General features: G+C 44.1%; 22 protein-coding genes. 12 read left to right on the top strand and 10 right to left on the bottom strand.

Going from position 1 to position 25,036, the window contains the following annotated elements; genetic code table 11:
* Positions 1-61: 61 nt before the first annotated feature.
* From hglS to HBAL_RS07795, 3 genes are read right to left on the bottom strand one after another with little or no spacing between them, the layout of a single operon-like run.
* A complete protein-coding gene (hglS, locus tag HBAL_RS07805; RefSeq protein ID WP_015827396.1) occupies positions 62-1,462 on the bottom strand; it encodes a 2-oxoadipate dioxygenase/decarboxylase HglS in 1,401 nt (466 codons plus the stop codon).
* Positions 1,463-1,464: 2 nt separating this feature from the next.
* Positions 1,465-2,562: an arginine N-succinyltransferase gene (locus HBAL_RS07800; RefSeq protein WP_015827395.1), complete on the bottom strand. Its 1,098-nt coding sequence runs from the start codon at positions 2,560-2,562 to the stop codon at positions 1,465-1,467.
* Between the two features lies 1 nt (position 2,563).
* Positions 2,564-3,769, bottom strand: coding sequence for an aspartate aminotransferase family protein (locus HBAL_RS07795; protein ID WP_015827394.1), 1,206 nt, complete (start codon positions 3,767-3,769; stop codon positions 2,564-2,566).
* A 131-nt stretch (positions 3,770-3,900) separates the two neighbouring features.
* Here HBAL_RS07795 and HBAL_RS07790 point away from each other — a divergent pair, with 131 nt between their 5' ends.
* Positions 3,901-4,332 carry an Lrp/AsnC family transcriptional regulator gene (locus tag HBAL_RS07790; protein ID WP_015827393.1) on the top strand — a complete coding sequence of 144 codons (432 nt, stop codon included), beginning with the start codon at positions 3,901-3,903 and terminating at the stop codon, positions 4,330-4,332.
* Between the two features lie 9 nt (positions 4,333-4,341).
* On the opposite strand, the gene HBAL_RS07785 is transcribed toward HBAL_RS07790, so the two are convergent.
* From HBAL_RS07785 to HBAL_RS07770, 4 genes are all read right to left on the bottom strand, one after another.
* On the bottom strand, positions 4,342-5,088 hold the full coding sequence (locus HBAL_RS07785; RefSeq protein WP_015827392.1) for a 3'(2'),5'-bisphosphate nucleotidase CysQ: 747 nt from the start codon (positions 5,086-5,088) through the stop codon (positions 4,342-4,344).
* Entirely contained in the window at positions 5,085-7,013 is a 1,929-nt protein-coding gene (cysN, locus tag HBAL_RS07780; protein WP_015827391.1) for a sulfate adenylyltransferase subunit CysN, read from the bottom strand. The genes HBAL_RS07785 and cysN overlap by 4 nt, the downstream gene beginning before the upstream one ends.
* 1 nt (position 7,014) lies before the next feature.
* Positions 7,015-7,935, bottom strand: coding sequence for a sulfate adenylyltransferase subunit CysD (gene cysD / locus HBAL_RS07775; RefSeq protein ID WP_015827390.1), 921 nt, complete (start codon positions 7,933-7,935; stop codon positions 7,015-7,017).
* 317 nt (positions 7,936-8,252) lie between these two features.
* Entirely contained in the window at positions 8,253-9,206 is a 954-nt protein-coding gene (locus HBAL_RS07770; protein WP_015827389.1) for an ABC transporter ATP-binding protein, read from the bottom strand.
* Between the two features lie 281 nt (positions 9,207-9,487).
* Here HBAL_RS07770 and glmM point away from each other — a divergent pair, with 281 nt between their 5' ends.
* Together glmM and HBAL_RS07760 are read left to right on the top strand one after the other, a co-directional pair.
* Positions 9,488-10,837: a phosphoglucosamine mutase gene (gene glmM / locus HBAL_RS07765; RefSeq protein WP_015827388.1), complete on the top strand. Its 1,350-nt coding sequence runs from the start codon at positions 9,488-9,490 to the stop codon at positions 10,835-10,837.
* Between the two features lie 85 nt (positions 10,838-10,922).
* Positions 10,923-11,120 (top strand): zinc-finger domain-containing protein, encoded by a 198-nt coding sequence (locus HBAL_RS07760; protein ID WP_015827387.1) that lies wholly within the window; start codon positions 10,923-10,925, stop codon positions 11,118-11,120.
* A gap of 63 nt (positions 11,121-11,183) precedes the next feature.
* On the opposite strand, the gene HBAL_RS07755 is transcribed toward HBAL_RS07760, so the two are convergent.
* Positions 11,184-12,098 (bottom strand): TraB/GumN family protein, encoded by a 915-nt coding sequence (locus HBAL_RS07755; RefSeq protein WP_015827386.1) that lies wholly within the window; start codon positions 12,096-12,098, stop codon positions 11,184-11,186.
* A gap of 398 nt (positions 12,099-12,496) precedes the next feature.
* On the opposite strand from HBAL_RS07755, the gene zwf reads away from it, so the two are divergent.
* The 8 genes from zwf (at position 12,497) to HBAL_RS07715 (ending at position 21,857) form a co-directional block, all read left to right on the top strand.
* The gene (gene zwf, locus HBAL_RS07750; protein ID WP_015827385.1) at positions 12,497-13,978 is read left to right on the top strand and encodes a glucose-6-phosphate dehydrogenase; all 1,482 of its coding nucleotides are present in this window, start codon (positions 12,497-12,499) and stop codon (positions 13,976-13,978) included.
* 43 nt (positions 13,979-14,021) lie between these two features.
* On the top strand, positions 14,022-15,857 hold the full coding sequence (edd, locus tag HBAL_RS07745; protein ID WP_015827384.1) for a phosphogluconate dehydratase: 1,836 nt from the start codon (positions 14,022-14,024) through the stop codon (positions 15,855-15,857).
* Between the two features lie 17 nt (positions 15,858-15,874).
* Entirely contained in the window at positions 15,875-16,843 is a 969-nt protein-coding gene (locus tag HBAL_RS07740) for a glucokinase (RefSeq protein WP_233356765.1), read from the top strand.
* Positions 16,844-16,867: 24 nt separating this feature from the next.
* On the top strand, positions 16,868-17,497 hold the full coding sequence (eda, locus tag HBAL_RS07735; RefSeq protein ID WP_041302132.1) for a bifunctional 4-hydroxy-2-oxoglutarate aldolase/2-dehydro-3-deoxy-phosphogluconate aldolase: 630 nt from the start codon (positions 16,868-16,870) through the stop codon (positions 17,495-17,497).
* 20 nt (positions 17,498-17,517) lie between these two features.
* Positions 17,518-18,936, top strand: coding sequence for a pyruvate kinase (gene pyk, locus HBAL_RS07730; RefSeq protein ID WP_015827381.1), 1,419 nt, complete (start codon positions 17,518-17,520; stop codon positions 18,934-18,936).
* 90 nt (positions 18,937-19,026) lie between these two features.
* A complete protein-coding gene (locus HBAL_RS07725; protein WP_015827380.1) occupies positions 19,027-20,208 on the top strand; it encodes an FAD-dependent oxidoreductase in 1,182 nt (393 codons plus the stop codon).
* Between the two features lie 120 nt (positions 20,209-20,328).
* Positions 20,329-21,396 (top strand): hypothetical protein, encoded by a 1,068-nt coding sequence (locus HBAL_RS07720; RefSeq protein ID WP_015827379.1) that lies wholly within the window; start codon positions 20,329-20,331, stop codon positions 21,394-21,396.
* A 209-nt stretch (positions 21,397-21,605) separates the two neighbouring features.
* Positions 21,606-21,857, top strand: a complete 252-nt coding sequence (locus HBAL_RS07715; RefSeq protein WP_015827378.1) for a hypothetical protein — start codon at positions 21,606-21,608, stop codon at positions 21,855-21,857.
* A gap of 42 nt (positions 21,858-21,899) precedes the next feature.
* Here HBAL_RS07715 and HBAL_RS07710 read toward each other — a convergent pair whose 3' ends face one another.
* Positions 21,900-23,717, bottom strand: coding sequence for a RyR domain-containing protein (locus HBAL_RS07710; protein WP_015827377.1), 1,818 nt, complete (start codon positions 23,715-23,717; stop codon positions 21,900-21,902).
* Positions 23,718-23,863: 146 nt separating this feature from the next.
* Between HBAL_RS07710 and HBAL_RS07705 the strand changes: the two genes are divergently transcribed.
* The gene (locus HBAL_RS07705; protein ID WP_015827376.1) at positions 23,864-24,229 is read left to right on the top strand and encodes a RyR domain-containing protein; all 366 of its coding nucleotides are present in this window, start codon (positions 23,864-23,866) and stop codon (positions 24,227-24,229) included.
* A 6-nt stretch (positions 24,230-24,235) separates the two neighbouring features.
* Here the strand turns inward: HBAL_RS07705 and HBAL_RS07700 are convergent, their stop codons facing one another.
* Entirely contained in the window at positions 24,236-24,913 is a 678-nt protein-coding gene (locus tag HBAL_RS07700) for a ZIP family metal transporter (RefSeq protein WP_015827375.1), read from the bottom strand.
* Positions 24,914-25,036: the final 123 nt, after the last annotated feature.

The following is a 25,036-nucleotide window of genomic DNA, read 5'->3' as shown; positions in this document are numbered from 1 at the left end:
AAAAGAAGGGCATCAACAACGCGTTGATGCCCTTTAAAAGGCACTCTATTGGAACCGTAAATTAATCTATGCAGCCAACAGGATTTAGCATTTTCAAACACTTCTCTATCGAGTGATTTTGCTGCATCTCATACAGTGCAAAAGGGTCTTGCACTGTTGCGCCCAGATCTTCCTCGAACTGTGCTTGATTGGCATCCGACGCATAAAGCTTTTCGTCATTGGAAGACAGATTTGATCTAAATATACCGGCTGCACTTACAGGAAGAAAATCTTGATAGGTAATGGGTATAGCTTCAACCAGTCCGTCACTTATTAACGCCTCCAATGATTGACGCAGACCACCGCTATTTGCGTCGACTTTGCCTGCTTGCGTGAGTTGATAATAAAAATAAGCAAGACCTTCTTTTCTCATGACGTCCCAATCATCTGGAAATGCCTGAAACTCATCCTTTAGAATATCAAAATAGCTTTTGGATTCAGGTGTATCCGTTTGTGATGATTTGTTTTTTGCGTTTGCAAGGAGTTCATCATAAAGCGCACGGCCTTTGGGCGTTAGTGCTATTCCACGCTGCTCTATCTCTCCAAATCGTGCAGTGTGTTTTCCCATAGTGTCTTCATCATTTTCGTCAGCAAATTTAACGGCTTCGTTCAAAGCTTTGAATGCCGTTTGACGCAATAAGATTGGACACTTTCTTAAGGGCGGGCCTTCGATAGAATCTTTAGGGTTCAAACCTCTGAGTGGCATACGTCTTTGCGCTTCATCGATATCAAGAACACGCGGTGTCAGATGATTGATATGCGGGCCGGCAAAGCTCACAATATCAGCAATAAGCGGATGCTGATCTTTTAGTGATTTGTATGTTGAGACATCAACACATGCCTTTGAATGCCAACGGAAAGTTTCCAACAACTCAGAAACAAACTCCTCTGCTTGCGAGTGAGATAGGCCTGACTTTATTTCAGCCTGCTCAATAAGCTCGATAGCCCTATTCGTCACGATTTGACGTTTGGACAGAATATCACCAGCAATATTTCTTAGCTTCTCGTCTGCAATGTGGTCTAACCGCAATAGTGAGGTAAAAATACGAAACGGGTTTTTGGCGAGCGCGTCGGCTTTTATGGGACGAAATGCTGTTGAATGGACAGGTAGGCCCGCAACAGAGAGGTCATAATACCCCACTGGAAACATTCCCATCACCGCAAAAGCGCGGCGTAATATGTGTAATTCTTCCGGTTTTCCTACCCGGATAGCACCATGACGTTCAGCATTTAAGGTGGAGATACCGCCTTCTGCTTCTATTTTATTTCTTACTTCAGAATTTTGAGCAATCGTTTCAGAATTGACGTCATCAACAATATCAACAAGGTCCGCATAGGCAGGGACTTCTTCGCGATACATTTTAGACATTGCAGCAGTAAAATGCTGACGGATATGGTCTGAACTTACATGTGTTTGAACCATAGCTATTCATAAACCTTTTCGGTTTTGCTTATGCTGCCTCGCTCATCTCTTCGCAATCCGATATGCTTATGTTCATCTGGGCGTGTCCAGTATCGCACATTTGCACCGTCATTCTCTGTTAGGGCTGTTGCTGCTTGAACATTTAGTGAGACAGATGTTTCATCGCATTCAAACTCACCAATCACAGCCCTAAAGCTGGACAATTTGGTAGAGCTGACCATCATCAATTTTGGGTCAATTGGTATGCTCTTGATGTTCAATCTGACATTCCGACTTTCGCGGATGGTTGCAAGGTCTTCAAATGAGGCTGACATGATTGGTCCAGCGTCAAAAAGGTCGACAATTGCAGTTTGTGAGAAGCCTTCTTTCATCAAGAGATGATAAGCGCCCACACCGCTTTCATGTGGTTGACCTATAGCTTTATGCGCTTCAGGCGGAAGGTTTTCTATGACAATAGGAGCTGTCGGTATCACTGCTTTCATGCCTTCATCATCGGCATGCGTGATGAATTCATCTGCTTCTTCAAAAGTCTTTTGTAAACGCGCTTTATGGACGCTTGAATAAAATGGTGATTTTCCGCTCGCATCCTGATTACCGCGCAATTCGGCAATGATTGGACTGGAAAATACTTCTGGGGCTGTCCCGATCAACATATAACGTGATTTAGCCAGATATCTGCCCAAACCGCCTTTACGATGCTCAGGATGCATAAAGAGAGACCCTACTTCCGTTGCACCGTCAAATGCGTGATCTGGGTCCAAATACAGAGCATTGCGAACATCTTTTGTCGGGTTTCCACGTCCATCTTTCATCACAAAATCGACAAATGGACGTTCAATACCGATTTTTGTTTTCACAGCGGCGCAACCAACAACTTTGCCCGTATTTAGCTCTTCCATCACCAGTAGGAATTTCTGAGATTTCTTTACATCTGGGTTTGCGAAACTCTCCATGGAAGCGTCAATATAACGCTTCAAATATTCCATATTGGGCTGTAAACTTGTGAAACCGGGTCCAGAGATTTGAGCAAGCGCGAAAAAGCCTTCAAGATCTGATGGATCAATCGCACGCACGACATATAATCCTGAGATAGATGACATGTTAAACCAACTCTTTCTCAGATTCCTGTGATTTCACGGATATCAGCGCTTTTCTCAAACGGTTGATCGCTTCTTCGACATCTACTGATGATACATTCAGAGCGGGAGCGAGACGCACAACATTGTCACCTGCAACCCCGATTAAAAGCCCCAAATCACGCGTAGCATCGCGCACAGCAATGTTGGAAACTGCAAGTTTTGCTCCTATAAGAAGCCCCTTACCGCGCACGTCTACAATTGAATCTGAAACCTCAGATTTAATAGCTTCAAAGCCATCACGGATCTGTTCGGAAACAGTTTCAACATGGCGAAGAAAATTGGGTTTGGAAATATGATCAAGAACGGCATGGCCGACAGCAACGGCTAAAGCATTGCCGCCATATGTTGTGCCATGTGTACCGGGCACCATATATTGCGCCACTTCTTCGGTTGAGAAAGTCATCCCTAGAGGAAAACCTCCCCCTACGCCTTTCGCGGTAGCCATCAAATCTGGTGTCGCATCTTGGGCCCATTCATGGGCAAATAGTTTACCTGTACGCCCTGCGCCGCATTGCACTTCATCATAGATTAATAATGCTCCAGCTTCCGTACAAAGTTTTCGCATCAATGTGAGGTCAGCAAGTGGAACGGGACGCAAGCCCCCCTCACCTTGAACAGGTTCAATTATAACAGCAGCTGTTTTGTCACTTAAGGCATTTTGAAATGCATTCATGTCTCCAAATGGCAATTTGGTATATCCCGGCAAAGCAGGACCAAAGCCTTTTAGATAATTTGGATTACCAGCAGCGTTTATCGTCGCATATGTGCGTCCATGAAACGCGCCATCAAAACCGATAATTTCGATTCGATCCGGCTCACCTTTTTCAAAATGATAGCGTCTTGCCGCCTTCAACGCGCATTCAACAGCCTCTGCACCTGAGTTCGCAAAGAAGATTCGGTCGGCAAAACTAAGTTCACAATAACGGTCAGCAAGCTCAGATTGACCAGGCACATCGAACATATTAGACAAATGCCATAGTTTTTGTGCCTGATTTTCGAGCGATTTTATCAAATCGGGGTGTGCATGTCCCAAAGTGTTGACCGAAATACCTGAAATAAAGTCTAAATACTCCCGTCTTTCTGTATCCCAGAGACGGACACCCTCCCCACGTTCAAATTGAATTGCTGGCGGTGCATAAGTTGGAAATATGTGACTACGACGTTGCATAAACTTCTCCCGTTTGGACTAAGCAGAGCAAATTTAAGAAACAAAAAACAGTATTCTTTTGTGCATATTGGGGTGGATTTTTATACTATTTAATGCTTTTAACATTCGCATTGCGAAATACGAGGATTCGAATGTCAATTACTGAAAAAGACGACCAGCTTATAAATGTCTTGCGAGAAAATGCACGAATGAGTGTTACAGATATAGCCTCCACCCTAGGTGTATCGAGATCTACTGCACAGAAACGATTAGAAAAAATTGAAGAAGCAGGCGTAATATCTTCTTATACAGTCGTGCTATCTGAAGCCTACCAAAAAGCACGTGTTCGCGCGCATATATCCGTCACGCTTGACGCTAAGAAGACTCACAGCGTCATTGCAAAGATCAAAGACAATACGTCTGTTGAAGAAATTCATTCAGTAAGTGGAGATTATGATCTCATCGTTATTGTGTCATCTACAACCGTCGAAATGCTCGACAAAGCCATTGACGGCCTTATCGAGATTGATGGAGTCGAACGCACAAGTACAGCTGTCATCCTATCTACTAAGCTAAAACGCTAAAATAGTAGCTTAATCTAGATTAAGAGCGTCTATTGCTTTGCGGGCTGCATCAGCAAGCTCGGGGCGGCAGATCAATAGATCAGGAAGATAAGTATCATCGCAATTATATTTGAATTCTGATCCATCCATGCGGCAGGTGTGCAATCCTGCTGCATTTGCGACGGCGATTGGTGCACAATTGTCCCACTCATATTGCCCGCCAGAATGCAGATAAATGTCTGCCTCGCCGCGCACAACAGCCATTGCTTTAGCACCAGCTGAGCCCATTGGAAGCAATTCAGCTCCCATAGCTTCGGCAACAGCTGTCGCCTCTTTACCAGGGCGAGAGCGTGACACCAACATTTTGGGCGGGTTATTCATCGGTTTTAGTGCAGGTGGCTGATCAGAGCGCAAGACTAAATCCATCCCCGGCAAAGCAACAGCTCCGATGGACGGTTTTCCATCTATAGATAGTGCGACATGCACCGCCCAATCAGTACGCCCTTCGCCATATTCGCGCGTGCCATCAACAGGGTCGATAATCCACACGCGTGACTTTTCAAGGCGTGATTTATCATCCTTACTTTCTTCAGACAGAACCGCATCATCTGGCCGCTGGTGCGCCAGTGCCTGCATCAAGAAAGCATTTGAGGTTTCATCCCCTGTTTTTCCTAATGCTTTTCCGTCGACTAGCCCCGACGCACGAACTTCTAAAAGTATCTTTCCCGCAGCGTCAGCAAGCTCTGCCGCTAATTGCGCATCACTTAGTTCACTCATAATGCCATCAACTTTTCAACGATTAGATCAGCGGCTTCATCCGCAGACATTTCAACGGTGTTTACCCGAATTTCTGCGTTTGCAGGGGCCTCATAAGGACTATCAATACCCGTGAAGTTTTTCAGGTTTCCAGCGCGCGCCTTCTTATAAAGTCCTTTAACATCACGCTGCTCCGCCACTTCAAGCGGTGTATCAACAAACACTTCGATAAATTCACCTTCAGTGAAAAGGTCACGCACCATTTGTCGTTCGGCTTGGAATGGCGAGATGAAGGCTGTCATGACGATCAAGCCAGCATCCGTCATGAGTTTTGCAACCTCACCCACGCGGCGGATGTTTTCAACCCGATCAGCATCGGTAAAGCCAAGGTCTCTATTTAGCCCATGACGCACATTATCACCATCAAGCAAGAATGTGTGCTTACCAGCAGCAAACAGTTTTTTCTCGACAAGGTTTGCAATTGTTGATTTTCCTGAGCCAGACAAACCTGTGAACCACAATAATCGCGCGGTTTGGTTTTTCTGGGCCGCATGAGCCTCACGATCAACATCTACAGCTTGCCAATGGATGTTCTGAGACCGACGCAACGCAAAATGGATCATACCTGCGGCAACTGTCGCATTCGTCATTCGGTCTATAAGGATAAACCCACCCATATCAGGATTATCGCTATAACTTTCAAACGTCACAGGTTTAGACGTTGATATGTTACACACACCGATAGAATTTAACTTCAAAGTTTTTGACGGCAACTGACCTGCGGTATTCACATTCACTTCATATTTGGGTTCAGTGATTGTGGCAGATACGGTGTTTGAACCTATCTTTAAAAGATACGGACGTCCTGACAGCATTTCTTCTTCTGCCATCCAGACAATTGTTGCTTCAAATTGATCAGCAACTTCAGGCGGCGCATCAGAAGCAGCAATGATATCTCCCCTAGAACAATCAATCTCGTCATTGAATGTCAAAGTCACAGATTGACCGACAGTCGCCACTTCAAGATCACCATCCATCGTTACAATGGACTTAATGGTAGATGTTTTACCCGATGGGAGTACCCGAATAGCGTCGCCGGGACGAACAGTTCCAGATGTTATCAGCCCTGAAAAACCGCGAAAATCCAAGTTTGGACGGTTTACCCATTGCACAGACATGCGGAAGTCGCGTTCTGCCATCAGTGTATCATTGAGCGGTGCTTCTTCGAGGTGCGAGATAAGTGTCGGACCAGTATACCAAGGTGTTGCTACGCTTTTGTCGACAATGTTGTCACCAGCAAGGCCCGATATCGGGATCGCGGTAAAAGCAGACATACCAATTGAGTCAGCAAATATTTTGTAGTCCGCAACAATTTCGTTGAATCGCTCTTCTTTATAATCAACAAGGTCCATCTTATTGACGGCAAGTACGACATTTTTAATGCCCAATAAGTTCACAAGGTAGGAATGGCGTTTTGTTTGTGTGAGAACACCCTGACGCGCATCAATCAAAATAACAGCAAGATCAGCCGTAGACGCACCTGTCACCATATTGCGGGTGTATTGTTCATGTCCTGGTGTGTCAGCAACGATAAATTTGCGTTTTTCTGTCGCGAAAAAGCGGTAAGCCACATCAATAGTGATACCTTGCTCGCGCTCTGCTGCTAATCCATCAACAAGCAGTGCAAAATCTATTTCTTGTCCTTGTGTACCGACAGATTTTGAATCATTTTCTAGGCTTGCCAACTGATCTTCAAAGATCATTTTTGAATCGTAAAGCAGACGACCGATAAGTGTAGATTTTCCATCATCCACAGATCCACATGTGATGAAGCGCAACATGGATTTATGCTGATGCTTTAGAAGGTAGGCATCAATATCCTGCCCTATAAGGGCTTCGGCTTCATAAGCTTTATCGGCATGAGTATTTGTTGTTTCAGTGGTCATTTTAGAAATACCCTTCCTGCTTTTTCTTCTCCATAGATGCTGATTGGTCATGGTCAATCGCACGACCTTGTCTCTCGGAAGTCGTTGTCAGGAGCATTTCTTGGATAATCTCTGGAAGGGTTGCCGCTTCAGACTCGACCGCACCTGTAAGCGGGTAACAACCAAGCGTTCTAAAACGAATAGACTTCATCTCAGGCACTTCACCGTCTTTAAGCGGGAAACGTTCATCATCAACCATGAGAAGCATGCCATCGCGTTCGACTGTTGGACGCATAGCGGCTTTATAAAGGGGAACAATGTCGATGTTTTCTAGGTGGATGTACTGCCAGATATCTAATTCAGTCCAGTTGGATATTGGGAAAACACGAATGCTTTCATCTTTAGCTTTGCGCATATTATACTGCTTCCAAAGCTCTGGACGTTGGTTTTTCGGGTCCCATCTGTGATTAGCTGTTCTAAACGAAAAGATACGCTCTTTTGCGCGAGACTTTTCTTCATCACGACGTGCGCCACCAAAGGCTGCATCAAAGCCATATTTTGTAAGCGCTTGTTTTAGCCCTTCTGTCTTCCACATATCTGTGTGAAGTGAGCCATGATCAAATGGATTAATCCCTTTTTCTTTAGCTTCAGGATTTTGATAGACAATCAACTCCATGCCTGCATCTTTTGCTGCTTTCTCTCGCAACTCATACATGGCTTTAAATTTCCATGTTGTGTCTACATGCATCAATGGAAATGGTGGCGGGGATGGATAAAAGGCCTTTTTTGCAAGGTGCAGCATCACAGCGGAATCTTTACCCACTGAATACAGCATCACCGGCTTTTCAGCCTCAGCTGCAACCTCACGCATGATGTGAATGCTTTCAGCTTCCAAACGCTGAAGGTGCGTTAGACGATCTTTGGAAATTTCGTTCTTCGACATTTATTCATCAATCTTCTTCGATTGCCACGCCTATCAATAAACAGGAGCAACTTTAATCTAGCTATTTGATGAAGAGATAATCAGTCGTCCAAAGTGACACAACTAGAATTACTTCTATTCCACTTATGTGTTATATTAGCGAAACTCAACTGATGTTCACCCCACCCAAAACTCAACTAATCTCTAATTGCAATATACAATTCCGTCAAAGTATTGGCCTTTGTTTCGATTGTTTTATTTTAAATAAAACAGAGACCAGAATAATAAATATCCTGATCAGAGAGTTTTAGTATAGAAATTCAGTTTTGAAGGGATTGTTATGCCTCTTCGCGCGTCATTGAAACAAAGACATCTTCTAGATCAGCCTCTTCTGTGGCGAGATCTTTAATACGTACTCCAGATTCACGCATACGATTTAATAGATCCATGACACGAGTCTCGTTTGCTCGATAGGAAACAATCAGTGCTCCGTCTGGGCGCATAGCAATATCCAAGTCTTTTAACGTTTCCGGTATTTCATCAATTGCCGTTTCTGGATGAACAATTAATTTTTTTCGATCCATGCGAGACAACAAAGTATCCGTACTCTCACACGCAATAACTTCTCCATGATTGATGATCGCAATCTGGTCGCACATCTCTTGGGCTTCTTCAAGATAATGCGTGGTCAGGACAATTGTTGTCCCTTTTGCGTGTAATTCTTTTACATATTCCCATAATTGACGACGCAGTTCTACATCTACCCCAGCTGTAGGTTCATCAAGAATTAGTATTGGCGGCGTGTGCACCATTGCTTTTGCAACCATCAAACGACGCTTCATTCCGCCAGAAAGTTGACGTACATATGCATCTTTTTTGTCGCCAAGCCCTAGCGCCTCAAGAATTTCATCTGATCTACGCTCTTTTTCTGGCACACCGTAAAAACCAGCCATAAGCTCCATACTTTCACGGGGTGTAAAAAATGGATCCATGTTGACTTCTTGGGGGACGACACCCAATGCAGACGCGACTTCACGAGGGTTCGTATCCAGATCATAATCCCATACTTTAACTTGCCCTTCGGATTTATTGACAAGTCCTGACATGATATTGATCAATGTTGATTTTCCAGCGCCGTTTGGCCCCAACAATCCAAAAATAGAGCCGCGCGGAATTTTAAGGTCAATCCCCTTGAGCGCACGCTTTGCTTCCATCTTCCCTTTGGCTTCATATGTTTTTTGAAGCCCTGTCAATTCTATAGCGAAGTCTGGAAAAGTGTTTTGAGAATTCATGTTTGGCTCCACTAACTTAGGGCGCAGCTGTAAATAATACCTGCTATTGTTTGTCATACACGTAGGTGAGAAGATGCTTCGTTAAAAGGGGGACGGTTATGATAAGATTCATTCACACGAAATATGTAGCTAAAACTTGCAGAATAATCATGCTCAAATAGTTTTATTAAAAGAATTCAGAGCCGTTATGCCTTTTCCAACTACAAATAGCTTGCTAATTGCATCGTAGTGGAAAGACAGAATCTTTCAGATCGACCCAAGCGACGAGGAATCAACCATAAATGTCACGCAAGTATTTTGGAACTGATGGAATTCGTGGGCCTGCCAATAAAGGCACTATGACACCTGAAGTCGTGATGCGGCTGGGAATGGCGTCGGCAAGCTATTTTAAACAAGATAATGAGCGTCGCCACACCGTTGTTATAGGAAAAGATACTCGCTTATCAGGTTATATGATCGAACCAGCACTTACCGCTGGATTTACAGCCGCTGGAATGGACGTGGTATTATTTGGACCATTGCCAACTCCTGGTGTTGCAATGCTTACACGATCTTTACGTGCAGATCTGGGCGTTATGATTTCAGCTTCTCACAACGCTTATCAAGACAATGGAATAAAACTATTTGGACCTGACGGTTTTAAGCTATCGGATGAAGCCGAACTTGAAATCGAATCGCTTATGGAACGCCCAATGGATGCAGATTTGGCTGCGTCTGCCAAACTGGGTAAAGCGAGCCGAATAGATGATGCACAATCTAGATATGTGGAAATCGTAAAAGCCACCTTCCCGCGCCGTCAGCGCTTGAACAAATTGCGCATTGTCGTCGATTGCGCACATGGGGCAGCTTATAAAGTCGCGCCTAAAGTTTTATACGAGCTAGGCGCAGAAGTCGTTTCTTTGGGTGTTTCACCAAATGGTTTTAACATCAATGAAGAATGCGGCTCAACTGATACGCGCGCGCTTTCTGAGGCGGTCTTAAAATACCGGGCTGACATAGGTATTGCACTTGATGGTGATGCTGATCGCGTCGTTTTATGCGATGAAAAAGGGATCATCATAGATGGTGATCAAGTTCTTGGTTTGATTGCTCAAAGCTGGAAAGAAGAAGGCAAGCTGTCCAAACCTGCGATATCAGCAACTGTCATGTCTAATCTTGGACTAGAAAACTTCCTAAAATCAATCGGCATTGAACTTCGTCGTACAAAAGTGGGAGACCGCTATGTTGTTCAGGATATGCGTGAAAACGGGGTAAACCTTGGAGGTGAGCAATCTGGTCACGTGGTGATGAGTGATTATGCAACAACTGGTGACGGTCTCGTCGCAGCTTTGCAAGTTCTTGCAGTTGTTTGCAAAACAGGAAAGCCAGTATCTGAAGTTGCTCATGTTTTCGATAAAGCACCACAACGCCTCGATAATATTCGTTACTCAGGCAAAGATCCGCTTACAACTAAAGCTGTTAAACAAGTGATGAAAGATGTTGAAGAAGAATTAGGCTCTAAAGGTCGTCTTGTTGTTCGCAAATCAGGAACGGAACCTCTCATTCGGGTCATGGCTGAAGCCGAAGAGGAATCCATGATGAATAAGGCGGTTGAAGATGTCGTTGCTGCGGTCAAACAAGCAATTGGATAACTGACAGAGTGAGTTTAGCATTGACGCAAAGCACAAACGCACTCTACCAAGAAGAAAAGTCAGCAACCCAAAAATCAGTTTTATCATGACACAAACACAAGACACAGATATTCAACACGAAATCATTGTTATCGATGGCCACAAGACCTCTTGTGATGGTGGTGGCGGAGCACTTGGTCATCCATTGGTCTGGTATGACATGGTCGAGGACGACATCGTCGAATGCAAATATTGCGACAGACGCTTTGTTCTTAAAGGTAGCGAGCAAGATCCAACTAAATAATAGTTGAAGACATATACGCAAAAAGGACGTTGATAAAATCAACGTCCTTTTTGTTATGCGGCTTTATTGAAGGCGCGTGACGTCAAATCCACCATCTTTCAACATTTGAACCACTGATTTGTCGCCAACAAGGTGAGCTGCTCCCACCGCTACGAAAAAGACGCCTTCTTCTTTTTCAACAACTCTATTCAACTCCACGACCCAGTTTTGATTCCGTTTTTCAAGCATGACTTCCATCATTTCATCAGAAGCCATTGAAGGATCAGACATTACGATGTCATGAAGCCCTGCAACATCTCCAACGACCCACGCATTGTCCATTGCGATAATTGTTTTGCCTATATCGTCGATTTGGCGAACCGTCTCCATCAACATATTCACTTGAACACTTTGATCCAAGTTTGCCATGAAAGAGAGCTGCTCTTCTGCGGTTTCAAAATACCGCAACTCTTTTCCTGCAGCTTTTGCTTCTGGGTGCAAAACCTGCTCGACACCAGATTCAGGGTCCTGCCCCATTGATTCGATTGTTTGTAATGTGATCGCCATTGCAGCGAACCATGGGCGCATTTTAGCAATAGCTGCGCTTGGCAAATTTAGGGTTTTAATCGCTTCCACGATTTCATCACGTTCTGAGGATGACAAAATAGAAAATAGATCTTCACCGATGGGCATAAAACCCAATTTTGATATTGCTCTTACTAAGGCGGGGTCTTGCCCAGAGACATCCGCTTCAAAATACACAATATCGGCTTGGTCGAAAATTTCGTTGAATTTGGTATTACGCCAAACCAGACTTGGCGGCAAAACATGCACTGTTCCAAAAAGATAGACAGTCGTGTCTTCATCTCCAGTGCGCCAAATCGCTGGGCCTTGAGCTTCAGTCGCACCATCATTTAGCTCAACTTTTTCTGCTGAACATCCTGCGGGAAGAATAAACAATGCCAACGAAGCCAAGATACCTATTAGATTTTTATTCATTACCCAGTCTCCAACTTCTATTATCGAACGCGTTGCGTAGCGCGCTTTTGGCAATGTCCACCACTATTTGGTTTTCCTACCTTGATGAATTTCCGACAAACAGCCTACTAGATAGGCATTTACCTAACTAATAACCAACTATTTCTTTTTGAATTTGACCGATTCAGCTTATAGGGTCAAAACTATTCCCGTATAAAGGGATAAGACGCACACTAGAACTTGCAAAAATGCTTAGTAATCGAGCCTATACAAATTAAAAACTTCATCTATAAGGTAAAAATGATAGCGCGATCATTTTGGTCTGTTTAGATAGAATTCTACCCGAATTAGTATTCTGATTGCGCCAAAATACCTTTGTCGAAACATGACATAGACTGATTTGAAGAGCGAGAAACCTGATGGCTGAATTCATTCCTGTAGATCCGTTTGATATAGTAATCTTCGGTGGAACCGGCGATCTATCCAAACGAAAACTAATTCCTGCACTATTTCATCGTTTCAAAGACAATCAAATTCCCGATGTTTGTAATATCGTGGGAACCGCTCGTAGTGAATGGACGCAAGATGAGTTTATTGCGTTTGCCCGTGAAGCTTGCCTCGAAGCCCAACAAGGCGAGTTAAACGACGAAAAATTTAACAATTTTGCGAAATTGCTTCATTACGTCCAAATCGACGCGACGGATCCTAAGTCAAACTGGGCAGACCTGAAAAAATGTGTTGCAAAAGATGATCGCCCTCGTGTTTTCTATCTAGCGATGGCTCCCCGTCTCTACACACCATTATGTAAAAACCTCGGCGATAAAGGTCTAGTGACCCCGACATCACGTGTGGTGCTGGAGAAACCCATTGGCCGCAATTTAGAAACAGCGCAAGAAATCAATGCTGGTGTTGGAAGCGTCTTTGAGGAAGATCAAATCTTCCGTATTGACCATTATCTCGGCAAAGAAACAGTTCAAAACCTTTTGGTATTACGTTTTGCGAACATGCTGTTTGAACCGTTATGGAATAGAAACACAGTCGATAATGTTCAAATCACTGTTGCCGAATCTGTTGGGTTAGAAAGCCGTGCGGATTACTATGACAACTCCGGTGCGCTAAGAGACATGGTCCAAAACCATCTATTGCAACTATTGTGTTTAACAGCAATGGAACCACCTAACTCACTTGACGCTGATGACGTGCGGACTGAAAAAATCAAAGTGTTGCGTGCGTTAAAATCATTTGATGCAGCTTCCGCGCGAGAATGCACTGTTCGCGCACAATACCGCGCGGGCACGATAAACGGCGCAACTGTTAAAGGGTATAAGGACGAACTTCCCGAAGAAAAGAAAAGCAGCCGGACCGAAACTTATGTCGCCCTAAAGACTGAGATTCAAAATTGGCGCTGGCAAGGCGTGCCTTTCTATCTGCGTACGGGAAAACGCTTACAATCTCGTCAGTCGGAAATCGTGATAAGATTTAAACCAGCTCCACATTCAATTTTCGGAATGCAAAGCGGTGCATCACCAAATAAGCTAATTATCAGATTGCAGCCCGATGAAGGTGTTCACCTATTCTTGCAGATCAAGGAACCTGGTCCGGGTGGATTGCGCGTAAAATCTCTACCTCTCAACCTATCTTGGGCTGACAATTTCATGATACGCTATCCAGACGCTTATGAACGTCTATTGATGGATGTCGTGCGTGGAAATCTTGCGCTATTTATGCGGCGTGAAGAAGTTGAACAAGCTTGGGTGTGGGCAGATTCCCTACTCGCAGCTTGGGCTGACGATGATAGACCTATGGAAACTTACCCTGCGGGTAGTGATGGTCCCTCCACTGCAGACGTGTTGCTTGCAAAAGACAATCGATATTGGAAGCGCTTAGACTCCGCTGAATAGACATTCAACATAAAATCTAGGCCACAGATTTGGAGACAGTCCCATGGCAGTTTCACCGATAAATAAAACAATAGCCGACGTAACAGACCGGATTATCAAACGCTCTGAAAAATCGCGAGCATCCTATCTATCATTGATGGACAGTCAGCGACCGACAGCCTCGGCGAGATCTCGTTTAACCGATGGAAACCTCGCTCACGCATCTGCTGCTTGTCCCATACATGATAAAAACGCGATGTTGGGCGCTGAATGGCCCAATATTGGTATTGTGACAGCCTATAATGATATGCTCTCCGCTCACCAGCCTTATGAAAAATATCCAGATATTATTCGGGCAGCAGCCAGAAAAGTTGGTGCGACGGCTCAAGTTGCTGGTGGGGTGCCAGCAATGTGTGATGGTGTCACTCAGGGGCAAGACGGCATGGAATTGTCGCTTTTTTCTCGTGACACCATAGCATTGAGCACCGCAGTGGCATTAAGCCACTCCACTTTCGATGCCGCATTATATCTTGGAATATGTGATAAAATTGTGCCGGGTCTGCTTATTGCAGCTGTACGATTTGGCTGGCTACCCGGTATATTCGTGCCTGCAGGGCCAATGCCTTCTGGTCTGCCCAATCCCGAGAAACAACGTATTCGTCAGCTATATGCAGCAGGCGAAGTCGGGCGAGACGCACTTCTAAAGGCGGAAAGCGAAAGTTATCACACTGCCGGAACATGTACATTCTACGGAACTGCAAATTCCAATCAAATGATGATGGAAATGATGGGCTTGCATATTCCTGGTGCTGCTTTTGTGCCTCCTGGTACAAATCTTCGTACTGCCCTGACGGAAGCAGCGGCTCAACAAGCTGCAGCTATATCTCATATGAAAGGTGAAGCGGCATACACACCAATTAGCAAAGTCATCGACGAACGCTCAATTGTGAACGCGGTCGTTGGCTTGATGGCTACAGGTGGCTCTACCAATAATGCTTTGCACATTCCAGCTATCGCTCGGGCAGCAGGTATCCTGATAAATTGGTCTGACTTCCAAGATATAGCTGATGTCACACCACTTTTATGTAAAATATATCCCAATGGCCCTTCTGATGTGAACCATTTCCATGCTGCAGGAGGAATGGGTTTTGTTGTTCGTGAGCTTCTTGCTTCTGGCCTCGTTCATAATGATGTAACAACTGTTGCAGGTGATGGCGGCTTAGAGCGCTATTGTGAAGAACCAACTATGAATGGTGAAACGCTCACATGGAAAGCTGCGCCTGAAGAAAGTTTAAACGAGGACGTTCTTCGTACAAAAGACAACCCTATGGCGAAAGATGGTGGTTTAAAACTCATAGACTGCCCTATCGGCCGCGGTATTATTAAAATTTCAGCAGTAAAAGAAGAAAATCGGAAAGTTTCAGCTCCAGCAGCTGTGTTCGATTCACAGCACGCCGTTAAAAATGCTTTTGAAAAAGGTGAACTACACCGTGATGTTGTTATTGTGGTGCGTTTTCAGGGACCGCAAGCGAATGGTATGCCTGAATTACACGGCCTCTCACCTATTCTGGGGCTTCTTCAAGATAAAGGCTTTAAAGTTGCCCTTATTACAGACGGTCGCATGTCTGGAGCTTCTGGGAAATTCCCAGCAATAATCCACATGGGACCAGAAGCTCTTGCAGGGGGACCAATAGCCAGCATCCAAGATGGTGATCTCATTTCGCTTGATGCAAATGCTGGGACATTAACAGTTCAACCCGACGACTTTCTCTCTCGTCCACGGGCCACTAGAGAAAAAGACCCTGGTATTGGTCTCGGTAGAGAAATGTTTGCAGTTTTCCGCAACGTTGCTGAAGAAGCGGAAAAAGGTGGCGGCATTTTTGGTATAATGGACGCTTAAACAAGATGGGAAAAGTCGTGTCTGAGTATGTAGTTGTCGGCGATGTAGGTGGCACAAATGTGCGTTTTGCTGTTTCAAAAGACCCTCGTCGCTACGGAGGTCCAACAAAAATTGAGCACTTTTGGAAATCTCCCAATGTAAAATATGAGACGTTTTCAGACGCATTAGATGCTTTTCTTGCAACAATAGACATCAAGCCCAAAAGAGCTGTTTTTGCCTTGGCTGGACCAATCCGTAACAACACTGTGACTTTAACTAATCATTCTAGTTGGCAAGTTTGCGGAGAAGAACTCGCAAAGCAATTTGGAATGGATCAAGTAGACCTTCTCAATGATTTTGCAGCAATGGCTCGCTCCATCCCTGAATTAGGTTTAAATTCTGATGGACAAGGATTGAAAACAATCTGCGAAGGCATTTCGGCACCCGGAAGACCCATTATCGTCGCTGGGCCCGGAACAGGGTTTGGGTTTGCGACACTTATTCCAAATGAAAATAAAACATGGCAAGTTCTACGTGGTGAGGGAGGCCATCAAGCTTTCTCACCGACGACAGCGCTAGAAGCAGATGTCTATAAGAGGCTTTTAGAAAAGGCGTCCTATGTTTCTATCGAATCAGTGAGTGCCGGTGTCGGGTTTAATCAACTTTTAGAGACCATGTTCGAAGTTTTTGGACAGACTCCTGAGAAACTTTCCCCTGCGACAGCACATGAACGTGCGAAATTAGGTGATAAAGTATGTGATGCCGTTTGCAGGATGAGAGCAAACACCGTAATGACGGCATACGGAAATGCCGTTTTGGCTAATGGTGCAAAAGGTGGTGTTGTTGCTGCGGGCGGTGTAACGACTGCTCTGATCGACTACATCAGCGCGCCAGAAGCCTTATCGCGCTTTTTCGATCGTGGGCCTATGTCATCTTATATGACTGATGTTCCAATATATTTAATCACCAGCGCCGAAGCGCCATTGTTGGGCGCAGCAGCATACTAAACGGATTTTGATATGACATGTGATATGAAACCAGTCTTGGAAGCTCTTACCTCCGCCCCTGTTGTTCCAGTGTTAACAGTGTCAGATGTCAGACATGCTGCTCCTCTTGCTCAAGCACTTTATAAAGGTGGTGTAAAATTTGTTGAGGTCACTTTAAGAACAGACGCGGCGCTTGAAGTCATTTCTGAAATGAAAGCTGCACAGCCTGAACTTATCGTCGGTGCTGGAACTATTTTAACGCCTGCCGATCTTGATGCCACATTAAAAGCTGGTTCTGAGTTTTCTGTTTCACCAGGTTGTACTCCTAAACTCGCAGCTGCACTTATTGAATCAGGCGTTCCTGCTTTCCCAGGTATAGCAACTGCGAGTGAAGCTCTTCAGAGAATGGAAGAAGGCTTTGAAGTCGTGAAATTCTTCCCAGCAGAAAAAATTGGTGGAGCGAGTGCACTTAAAGCATTGGTAGCACCCCTTCAAAATTTGAAAGTCATGCCAACAGGCGGCGTTAGCCCAAGCAATATGATGACGTATCTTGCAATACCAAATGTAGTTGCCGTCGGCGGTGGCTGGTTGGTAAGTGATGCTGCTTTAGCAAACAATGATTGGGATGGAATTGAAGCCACTGCCCAAGAAGCCATGAAAATAGCCAACAACTAAACTTTTCCTAGGACATCCCAATGAGCCGTTTTGCCTCCCCGACAAGCCGCCGTGCAAAAATAGTCGCGACACTAGGTCCTGGAAGCTCCGCACCCGACACAATCCGCCTATTGGCTGAAACTGGTGTAGATATTTTCAGATTGAATTTTTCACACGGCGACCATGAAGGACATAAACGTAATTATGATTATGTTCGTCTGGCTCAGGAAAAAGTTGGCCGTCCTTTAGGCGTACTTGCAGATATGCAAGGTCCCAAAATTCGTGTTGGGAGCTTTCCTGAAGGATATATCCGTCTCAGCATGGATGAAGAAATCAAACTTGTTCCAGGCAAAAAGTCTGATGAAGAGAATGTGATCCCAGTTCCTCACCCTGAAATCCTCAAAGTGATGGAAGTGGGAGACCAAGTTCTAGTTGATGATGGGAAAATTGTTCTAACCGTCACGAAAGCTGGTGATACACCATGGGTAAAATCTGACATACCTTGTAAAATTGGTGATAAAAAAGGGTTTACATTGTTAGGCAAAGCTCTGCCTGTTCCCGCACTGACCCCTAAAGATAAAGATGACCTTGAGTTTGCTTGTAGTTTGGGTGCTGACTTCATCGCGCTTTCTTTTGTTCAAACCCGTTCAGACCTTGAAGAAGCTCGTGCTTTAATGAAGGGACGCGGTCGTTTGGTTGCAAAAGTTGAGAAACCTGCAGCTATTGAAAACCTTCATGACATTGTTGATGGTTCAGATGGTATTATGGTCGCCCGTGGGGATTTGGGAGTAGAATATCCGCCTGAAATGGTGCCTATTCTTCAACGTCGTATTGTTCGTGCATCTCGCGCAGCTGGAAAACCAGTTATCGTCGCCACGCACATGCTGGAATCTATGGTGGAATCAGCTTCACCAACACGGGCAGAAGCCTCCGATGTTGCCACTGCTATCTACCAAGGTACTGATGCGATTATGTTGTCATCTGAAACTGCGGTAGGTCGCCACCCTGCAACAGCCGTTGCGATTATGGACCGCATCGTAAAAACTGTTGAAAATGATCGTGAATACGAAAAATCGTCAAGTAGTTTTGCCCCAAGCAGTGACAGTGACTCTATGGATGCTGACTTTGTGGCGAATGCTGTTGAAGATATGGCTACTCATAATAATTGTGAAGCCGTTTTCATTTCTACAGCTCACTTCTCTATCATCTCAAGGTTCTCACGCGCACGCTTGAAAAAACGCCTAATTGCGCACACGCAAGACAAAACCAAACTTGGACACATGTCCCTGTTCTGGGGGGTAGAGCCGCTTTCTAGTGCCGGTACGATGAGTGATATTGATTTGATCACAACGGTAAAAGAGCAATTAGGACCGGATGTATCCGGCAAAATAGCATGTGCATTCCAAACCAAAGGGCTTGATGATAATCTTGCTTGGCGCCTTGAGGTCGTGAACGTTTAATTCAACAGAAAGCCATTTCGCCACATTGACCAATACACAAGCGATTGATGCAAACACATCAAATTCCACACCTTTTCAGGAGGAGAGTGTTTGAAAGTATTGGTTATAGGTGGCGGAATAGCCGGATTGACGACAGCATTATGCTGCGCTGAACGCGGTATGCATGTTGTCATATTCGAACAGGCTTCAGAATTTAAAGAAGTTGGAGCGGGCCTTCAGCTAAGCCCTAACGGCACCCGCGTCCTATATAAGCTGGGGCTTCAAACACAGTTAGAAGATTTAGCATTTAGACCTAAATCGCTTGATATGAAGCTGGGTCATTCAGGTAAAAACGTTTTTTCAATTCCTCTAACTGACACTGAGACAAAGTACGGCTCACCCTATCTTCATATCCATAGAGCTGACCTTCTTTCAATCTTAGAAAAAGAAGTCAAAAATTCTTCCAAATGCGAAATTTATACTGACCACAAAGTCGTAAAGCTTGTCGAGAATGGGGAAAGCGCTTCAGTCACCTGTTCTAACGGGGCCGTGTATAATGGAGATGTTGTAATTGGTGCTGACGGTATTCATTCTATCGTTCGCGAACACATTGTAGGAAAAAACACCGCTCGTTTCACAGGTAATCTCGCTTGGAGGGCCGTCATTCCAACCAAAGATTTGCCCAAGGACTTAATTCCTCCGTCGGCTACCGTTTGGACTGGTGATAAACGACATGCTGTGACTTACTACCTAAGATCAGGTGAGCTTGTAAATTTTGTCGGAGTTGTTGAACAAGAAAGTTGGCAAAAAGAGAGCTGGACAGAACGCGGCAATCCGCAAGATTTAATTCAAGATTTCTCGAGCTTTGCTCCAGAAATACGAACACTCACCCAATCTATTGATTCATGTTTTAAATGGGCATTGCACGATCGAATGCCATTAAAAACTTGGACAAACGGTCGATTGGTCGTGTTAGGAGACGCTGCACACCCTATGCTTCCGTTCTTGGCGCAAGGCGCAGTTATGGGCATTGAAGATGCGGAAATTCTTGCCGCATGTTTAGAAAATTATTCTTGGTCTGAAGCCCTTAAAACTTTTGAGAAAATAAGAAAGCCGCGAACCAGCCGCGTCCAAGCGGGAGCCCGTGCGAATATGAACTTATTCCATCACGGCCAACCAATATCCCGATTAATTCATTACAAACCAATACAGATTGCTGCCCGATTATTTCCTAATTTTATAAACAACCGCCAAGACTGGCTATACAAATACAAAGCAGAAAACCCCAATTAGGAGATTAGAACTGTGTTAATTCTCGGCTAAAACACGAAAGCGATTGAACATCCGCTTTAGCAGTTGTACCGTGCCGATTAATGGGTTTTTAATAATTGTTGCAAATGGGACATCACCAACATGGTAATGACAATTCTGGTATTAGTTTGCGCAGTACTTTTGTTAGTATTGATCGGTCTCCTGATTTACCGAGCCTCCCGCACATTTGATGCAAACCCAAACCACACCTATGTGGTCCAATCTCAGGGCGAGATAGTCGGCGCGCTCAGGGAACCAGCGACACTGTGGGACCCGAAAATGTCAGTTTTACGAGACAAAGATGCTCCTGATATCACTTACCCTTCGCGCAAATCACAGACTGGTGAGTTTTTCACAAAATCTCTTGTAAATCGACGTACGGGTCGAATTTCATTGACTGTAAACACTTGTACACCCAAGCCATTTAGAAGTTTAACGCTCGACCGTCACCAATTGGAAATAACAGCCAATGTTGTCTTTCGTCTGGACATTGAACGTATCCATATTTCCAGCCAATTAGATAATTTTGGTGCTACTTTTGCCAACCGCATTGAAAATCTATTTGATAACGAAATTACACGATGCAATGACGAAGATATTCGCGCGCAACAAACTCGTATTGAACAAGCTGTCACACAGTCCTTACGGGAAATTGAAGAAGAATCCAAAGATGGAAACATGCTAAATGGCATGCCGCTTGGTATAAAAATATACGAAGCCAATTTCTCTTTTGTTGAAGTTGATACAATGGCTGAGGCGCAAGCTGCGCAGTCTGGGCCTGATGGTCGCCCTATTGGTCCGATTTGGATTGACCAACAACACATAGATAAACTTGCAGACACACTTGCGAATAGAGACCCAGAAGTCCGCAAAGCAGTCATGCGTATGATTGAACTTCAAACACGCCAAAATGTTGTTGAAATGCTGTGCAAATCTGGTGGTCTTGTGGCCTTCACAGCCAAAGAGCTAGGGCTGAACGATGTTCTAAGCGATGCCAAAGAAGAACGCGGTGGTGCAAATCGTATGACGGCACCTAACAAGACCAATGGTACGACTGCTCCAACACCTGATTTAGGCACTGATGCAGAAACAATTTCAACGGAAGAATCAAGTGCATCACGGGAAGTCGTTGAACGCGATTATTACGGGCGTCCCATCCCCAAACAGTAGAAATTATGCGTTTCAGTGGAATATTGAAATTTGTTTTCATCATATTAATCGCGCACAACATATTGATGGAAAACGATTTTGCAGACCTCTACTGCATTTAATCATTAAAATTTAAAATTGATTCCGTCTTATTAAGATTACGAAAACTACCTGAGTTCATTCTGACCCCTAAATAGTTTTGGCTAAATCCAATCATATGGGGGATTGAAATGAAATCATACGAGGTCTTAGCACGGCGATACTGTGCTTTTCTGGGTGAAAACCCTGATGAAGAAATAGAAGGTCTTCCAGTATGGCGCATAGCGCTTGCAGACCTGGAAGCAGCTATCAATGCTCTGGAGACCTTCGGTGTGTCAGCCAGATCACCGATGAATGATCACGAAATTCTGATTCCAAATGATGGCTCAGGAAACAAACCGGTGCCTCGACCAAATGGTCCGAAACTACGTCGAGTGGCTTAGTATTTATGGATTTCACTCTATTTCATCATAGATGATTACATTTTAAACTGAACGAATGATGCTTGCTATTTGACGAACCATAGCACGATCTTGTTCCTTCGTACTTTCATCTAACTGATCATACTCGACAAGACAGTTATGCAGTCTTGCTTGATTGTTTCGAACTGGGTCATATTTCCAACCATTCAACAACCGATCAAACATCCACCGTTTGTGCTGCAATTGCGCTAGTTTTTCAATTTCATATACATTGTCCAAATCGAGAAAATTGGCAGCAGCTTCGGGCAAATCTGTGCATTTATAGGAATGCCCTCCCTCACTCCCTTTTTCCAACCAAGCATTGAGATCAAACCCAGCTGCATCCAACGTTGCTCTAATGTGGCCAGCTACTCTCCGATTTGCAACGCGAAATTCTTCTTCTAATAAATCCCAGTCATTTGAGAGAACTTTGGCTTTATTGGTTTTGTTGAGCGTCTCTATATAGGTCTCATGAAATTTACGAGGTATCTCATCATAATCTGGGGTTAAAAGCTCAGTGCCATCCATCCCGTTTTCCCATGATCCAAAAGGAATGAGCGATAACTCGCTTAAAATATTGTGAGAATTGCATGTGTCAGAGGCATTCGCTTTCTGACCCAATTTGCCAGCACCCTGCCGCACTTTTTTCAATCCAGAACCTTCAGCTGAATTCACAAAAATCGGCGCATCAAACCATCCTTCTCGTTCTGCTCTATCTTTAATTGCAACAGCGCTGACCAATGGGTGCTCTTCTTCCTCAAGTGCGATATAAACCGCACATGCAGGCATGTCTTTACATCTTTGGATCAGATGCGCCTCTATCGTCGGAGACTTCAATGTGAGTTCACCTGCCATGAAAGCAAAGTCGACATAATCACTTAACCCTGGATGACGCGCCTTAAATGCCGCTGATTGTTTTTTGGCGTCTGGATCGATAATCGTTACAGCCATTCTGGCGGGCGCGTTGGATATCGACGTTATCAAAAACTCTCTCACCAATGCTTGCCCAAGATACCCAAAGCCAACAATAATAATATGCTGCACATCGGATTGTTTTCGACGCGCTAAAAGATATGGTGGATGAGCAAGCATAACCTCTCGCGCCGCACCAGAGACAAAAGAGAATGGCTTTAGATGCGTTGCAGGATCAGCTTTGCCTATACGTTCCAAAAGCCATGGGTCTGTAATATGCGCAAGAATTTCCGTGTCAGGATAGATATGAGCAATCTTTTGCGCTTCTGACCATGTTTCGACATCGCTGGACATCGCTACAATAACACGCCTTGCTCTACTGACTCCCGCTTTGACAAGATCAACTTTTAACCGGCCATCTGGCTTAAGCGTGTTGTGGCCAACATTACTATTTGTAATATGTGTGACTTTAACTTCTGCAAGAGTTGCATATTTTTCAGCTAGTTCATCATCTCCTAAAACGACATCATGATTTTTTCTCGCCCACATAAACAATCTTGATGCTTTGCCGCCGAGCGCAAAAATAAAAATTCTTCCAAACATCAATACAAAAGCAAATGAACCAAATAGGCGTGCTATTTGAAGCTTGGGAGGCATATCTTGAAGAGAAGTGGAAATATAAATATCTGACGCAAAAATAGACTTTACGCTCAATTGCACAGCTTCGATTATCGTTTGCCAGTTTCTGTCTTCATGGCTTCGCGGCACAAAGCCTCCACTACTCGGATCAAGCTGCCAATTCATCCACCCCAAATAACCACACACAATGGAAACTGAAGATACAATTACTAACAAAATCCAGTAAAGAAATGCAGACCGGTGAAGTCCAAGACTTTCAAATCGACGCAGAATAAATCTAACAAAAAGCATCACTATCCCAACGCGGATTTAAGATCGACTAAAATAAAACGAATTTATTCAGTATATCATACATATAGTCAGCACTCGTCTCTTCATCTTCAGAGTTTAGCTGAATCAATATATCGTCAAGACGAAAATATTCTCAAGGAGCTTTTATGGTCCAAGATTCCGAAGCTGAAATATTAGTCATTGCTCGTGTTATGCATGAAGCGGTGAGAGCTTTCCAAGCTGCGCACAACCAAGAAGCAATCCCTCATTGGAAAAAAGCTCCCAACTGGATGAAAAAAGCTTCTGTTGAAGGGGCCCGATTTAGAATTGAGAATCCAGATGCGTCAGAATCCGCCCAGCATGATCAATGGATGCAAGAAAAAAAAGACAATGGATGGGTTTATGGGCCGATAAAGGACCAAAAAGCCAAAACACATCCTTTATTGATACCTTATAAAGAACTTCCGCTAATAGAACGACAAAAAGACGCCCTAGTTGCAGGAATTATAACTGCTCTTACAAAAGCACTTTGAAGGGCTTTATCTATTTCGATTGGGAAGGATTTTGACCGCATGCTCTTTTAGCAAACTTATACTTGCCCAACTGACCAGTCCTGCAGAAATAGGATAGGCGTAAGCCAAGAATGCTTCACCCCAGTGATGCCCCAAGATATTGCCAATAATTGTACCCATTGGTGTGCTGAGAGCTGCTGCGAAAATTGCAAGGGTCAATGCAGGTATAAGGCGTTTCAATAATGAAAAGCACAAGATAAATGTAATCAGTCCTTCTGGCAGTTCATGCAGCACCAATCCAATGCCAGCAAATATCCCGCCTTCATGACTATGCCCAAACGACACAACGTAAATCATTCCATCTAAAAAGGAATGAAGAGCAATCGCAATTATTGGTGTTAATGTCACATGCCCAATGTGCTGAGTATCAACATGACCGACCTTATCCAAATACAAGCCCAACAAAAACCCTAGGCATATAAATAAAGATGCCAAAATTCCAAATGAAAGAGACTCAGGCAAAAGATGAGTTATAGCAATTAGACCTAACAAAAAACCTGCTAATATTGCCCCTATATGACTAAAACGTTCAGCAATAGTTCTGTTGAATGCTGCCAGCATGATACCGAGAAAACAGATTATTCCAGCTAATATTGAAAATGATAAAGCTATGGGAATGTCGAATTTGTTCTCCAAGATATGCACGAGATTTTCCACGTATTGAACTGAGCCCTTTTTCTTTTACTGAACTGAATTGCGTCGTTTTGTGCCACCATAGATTTATGGCCTTAACACATTTAATCGTTATATAGTAACACTATACAAAAT

The organism is Hirschia baltica ATCC 49814, assembly GCF_000023785.1.
Lineage (GTDB): Bacteria > Pseudomonadota > Alphaproteobacteria > Caulobacterales > Hyphomonadaceae > Hirschia > Hirschia baltica.
This window is presented reverse-complemented; position numbering and strand designations above follow the sequence as displayed.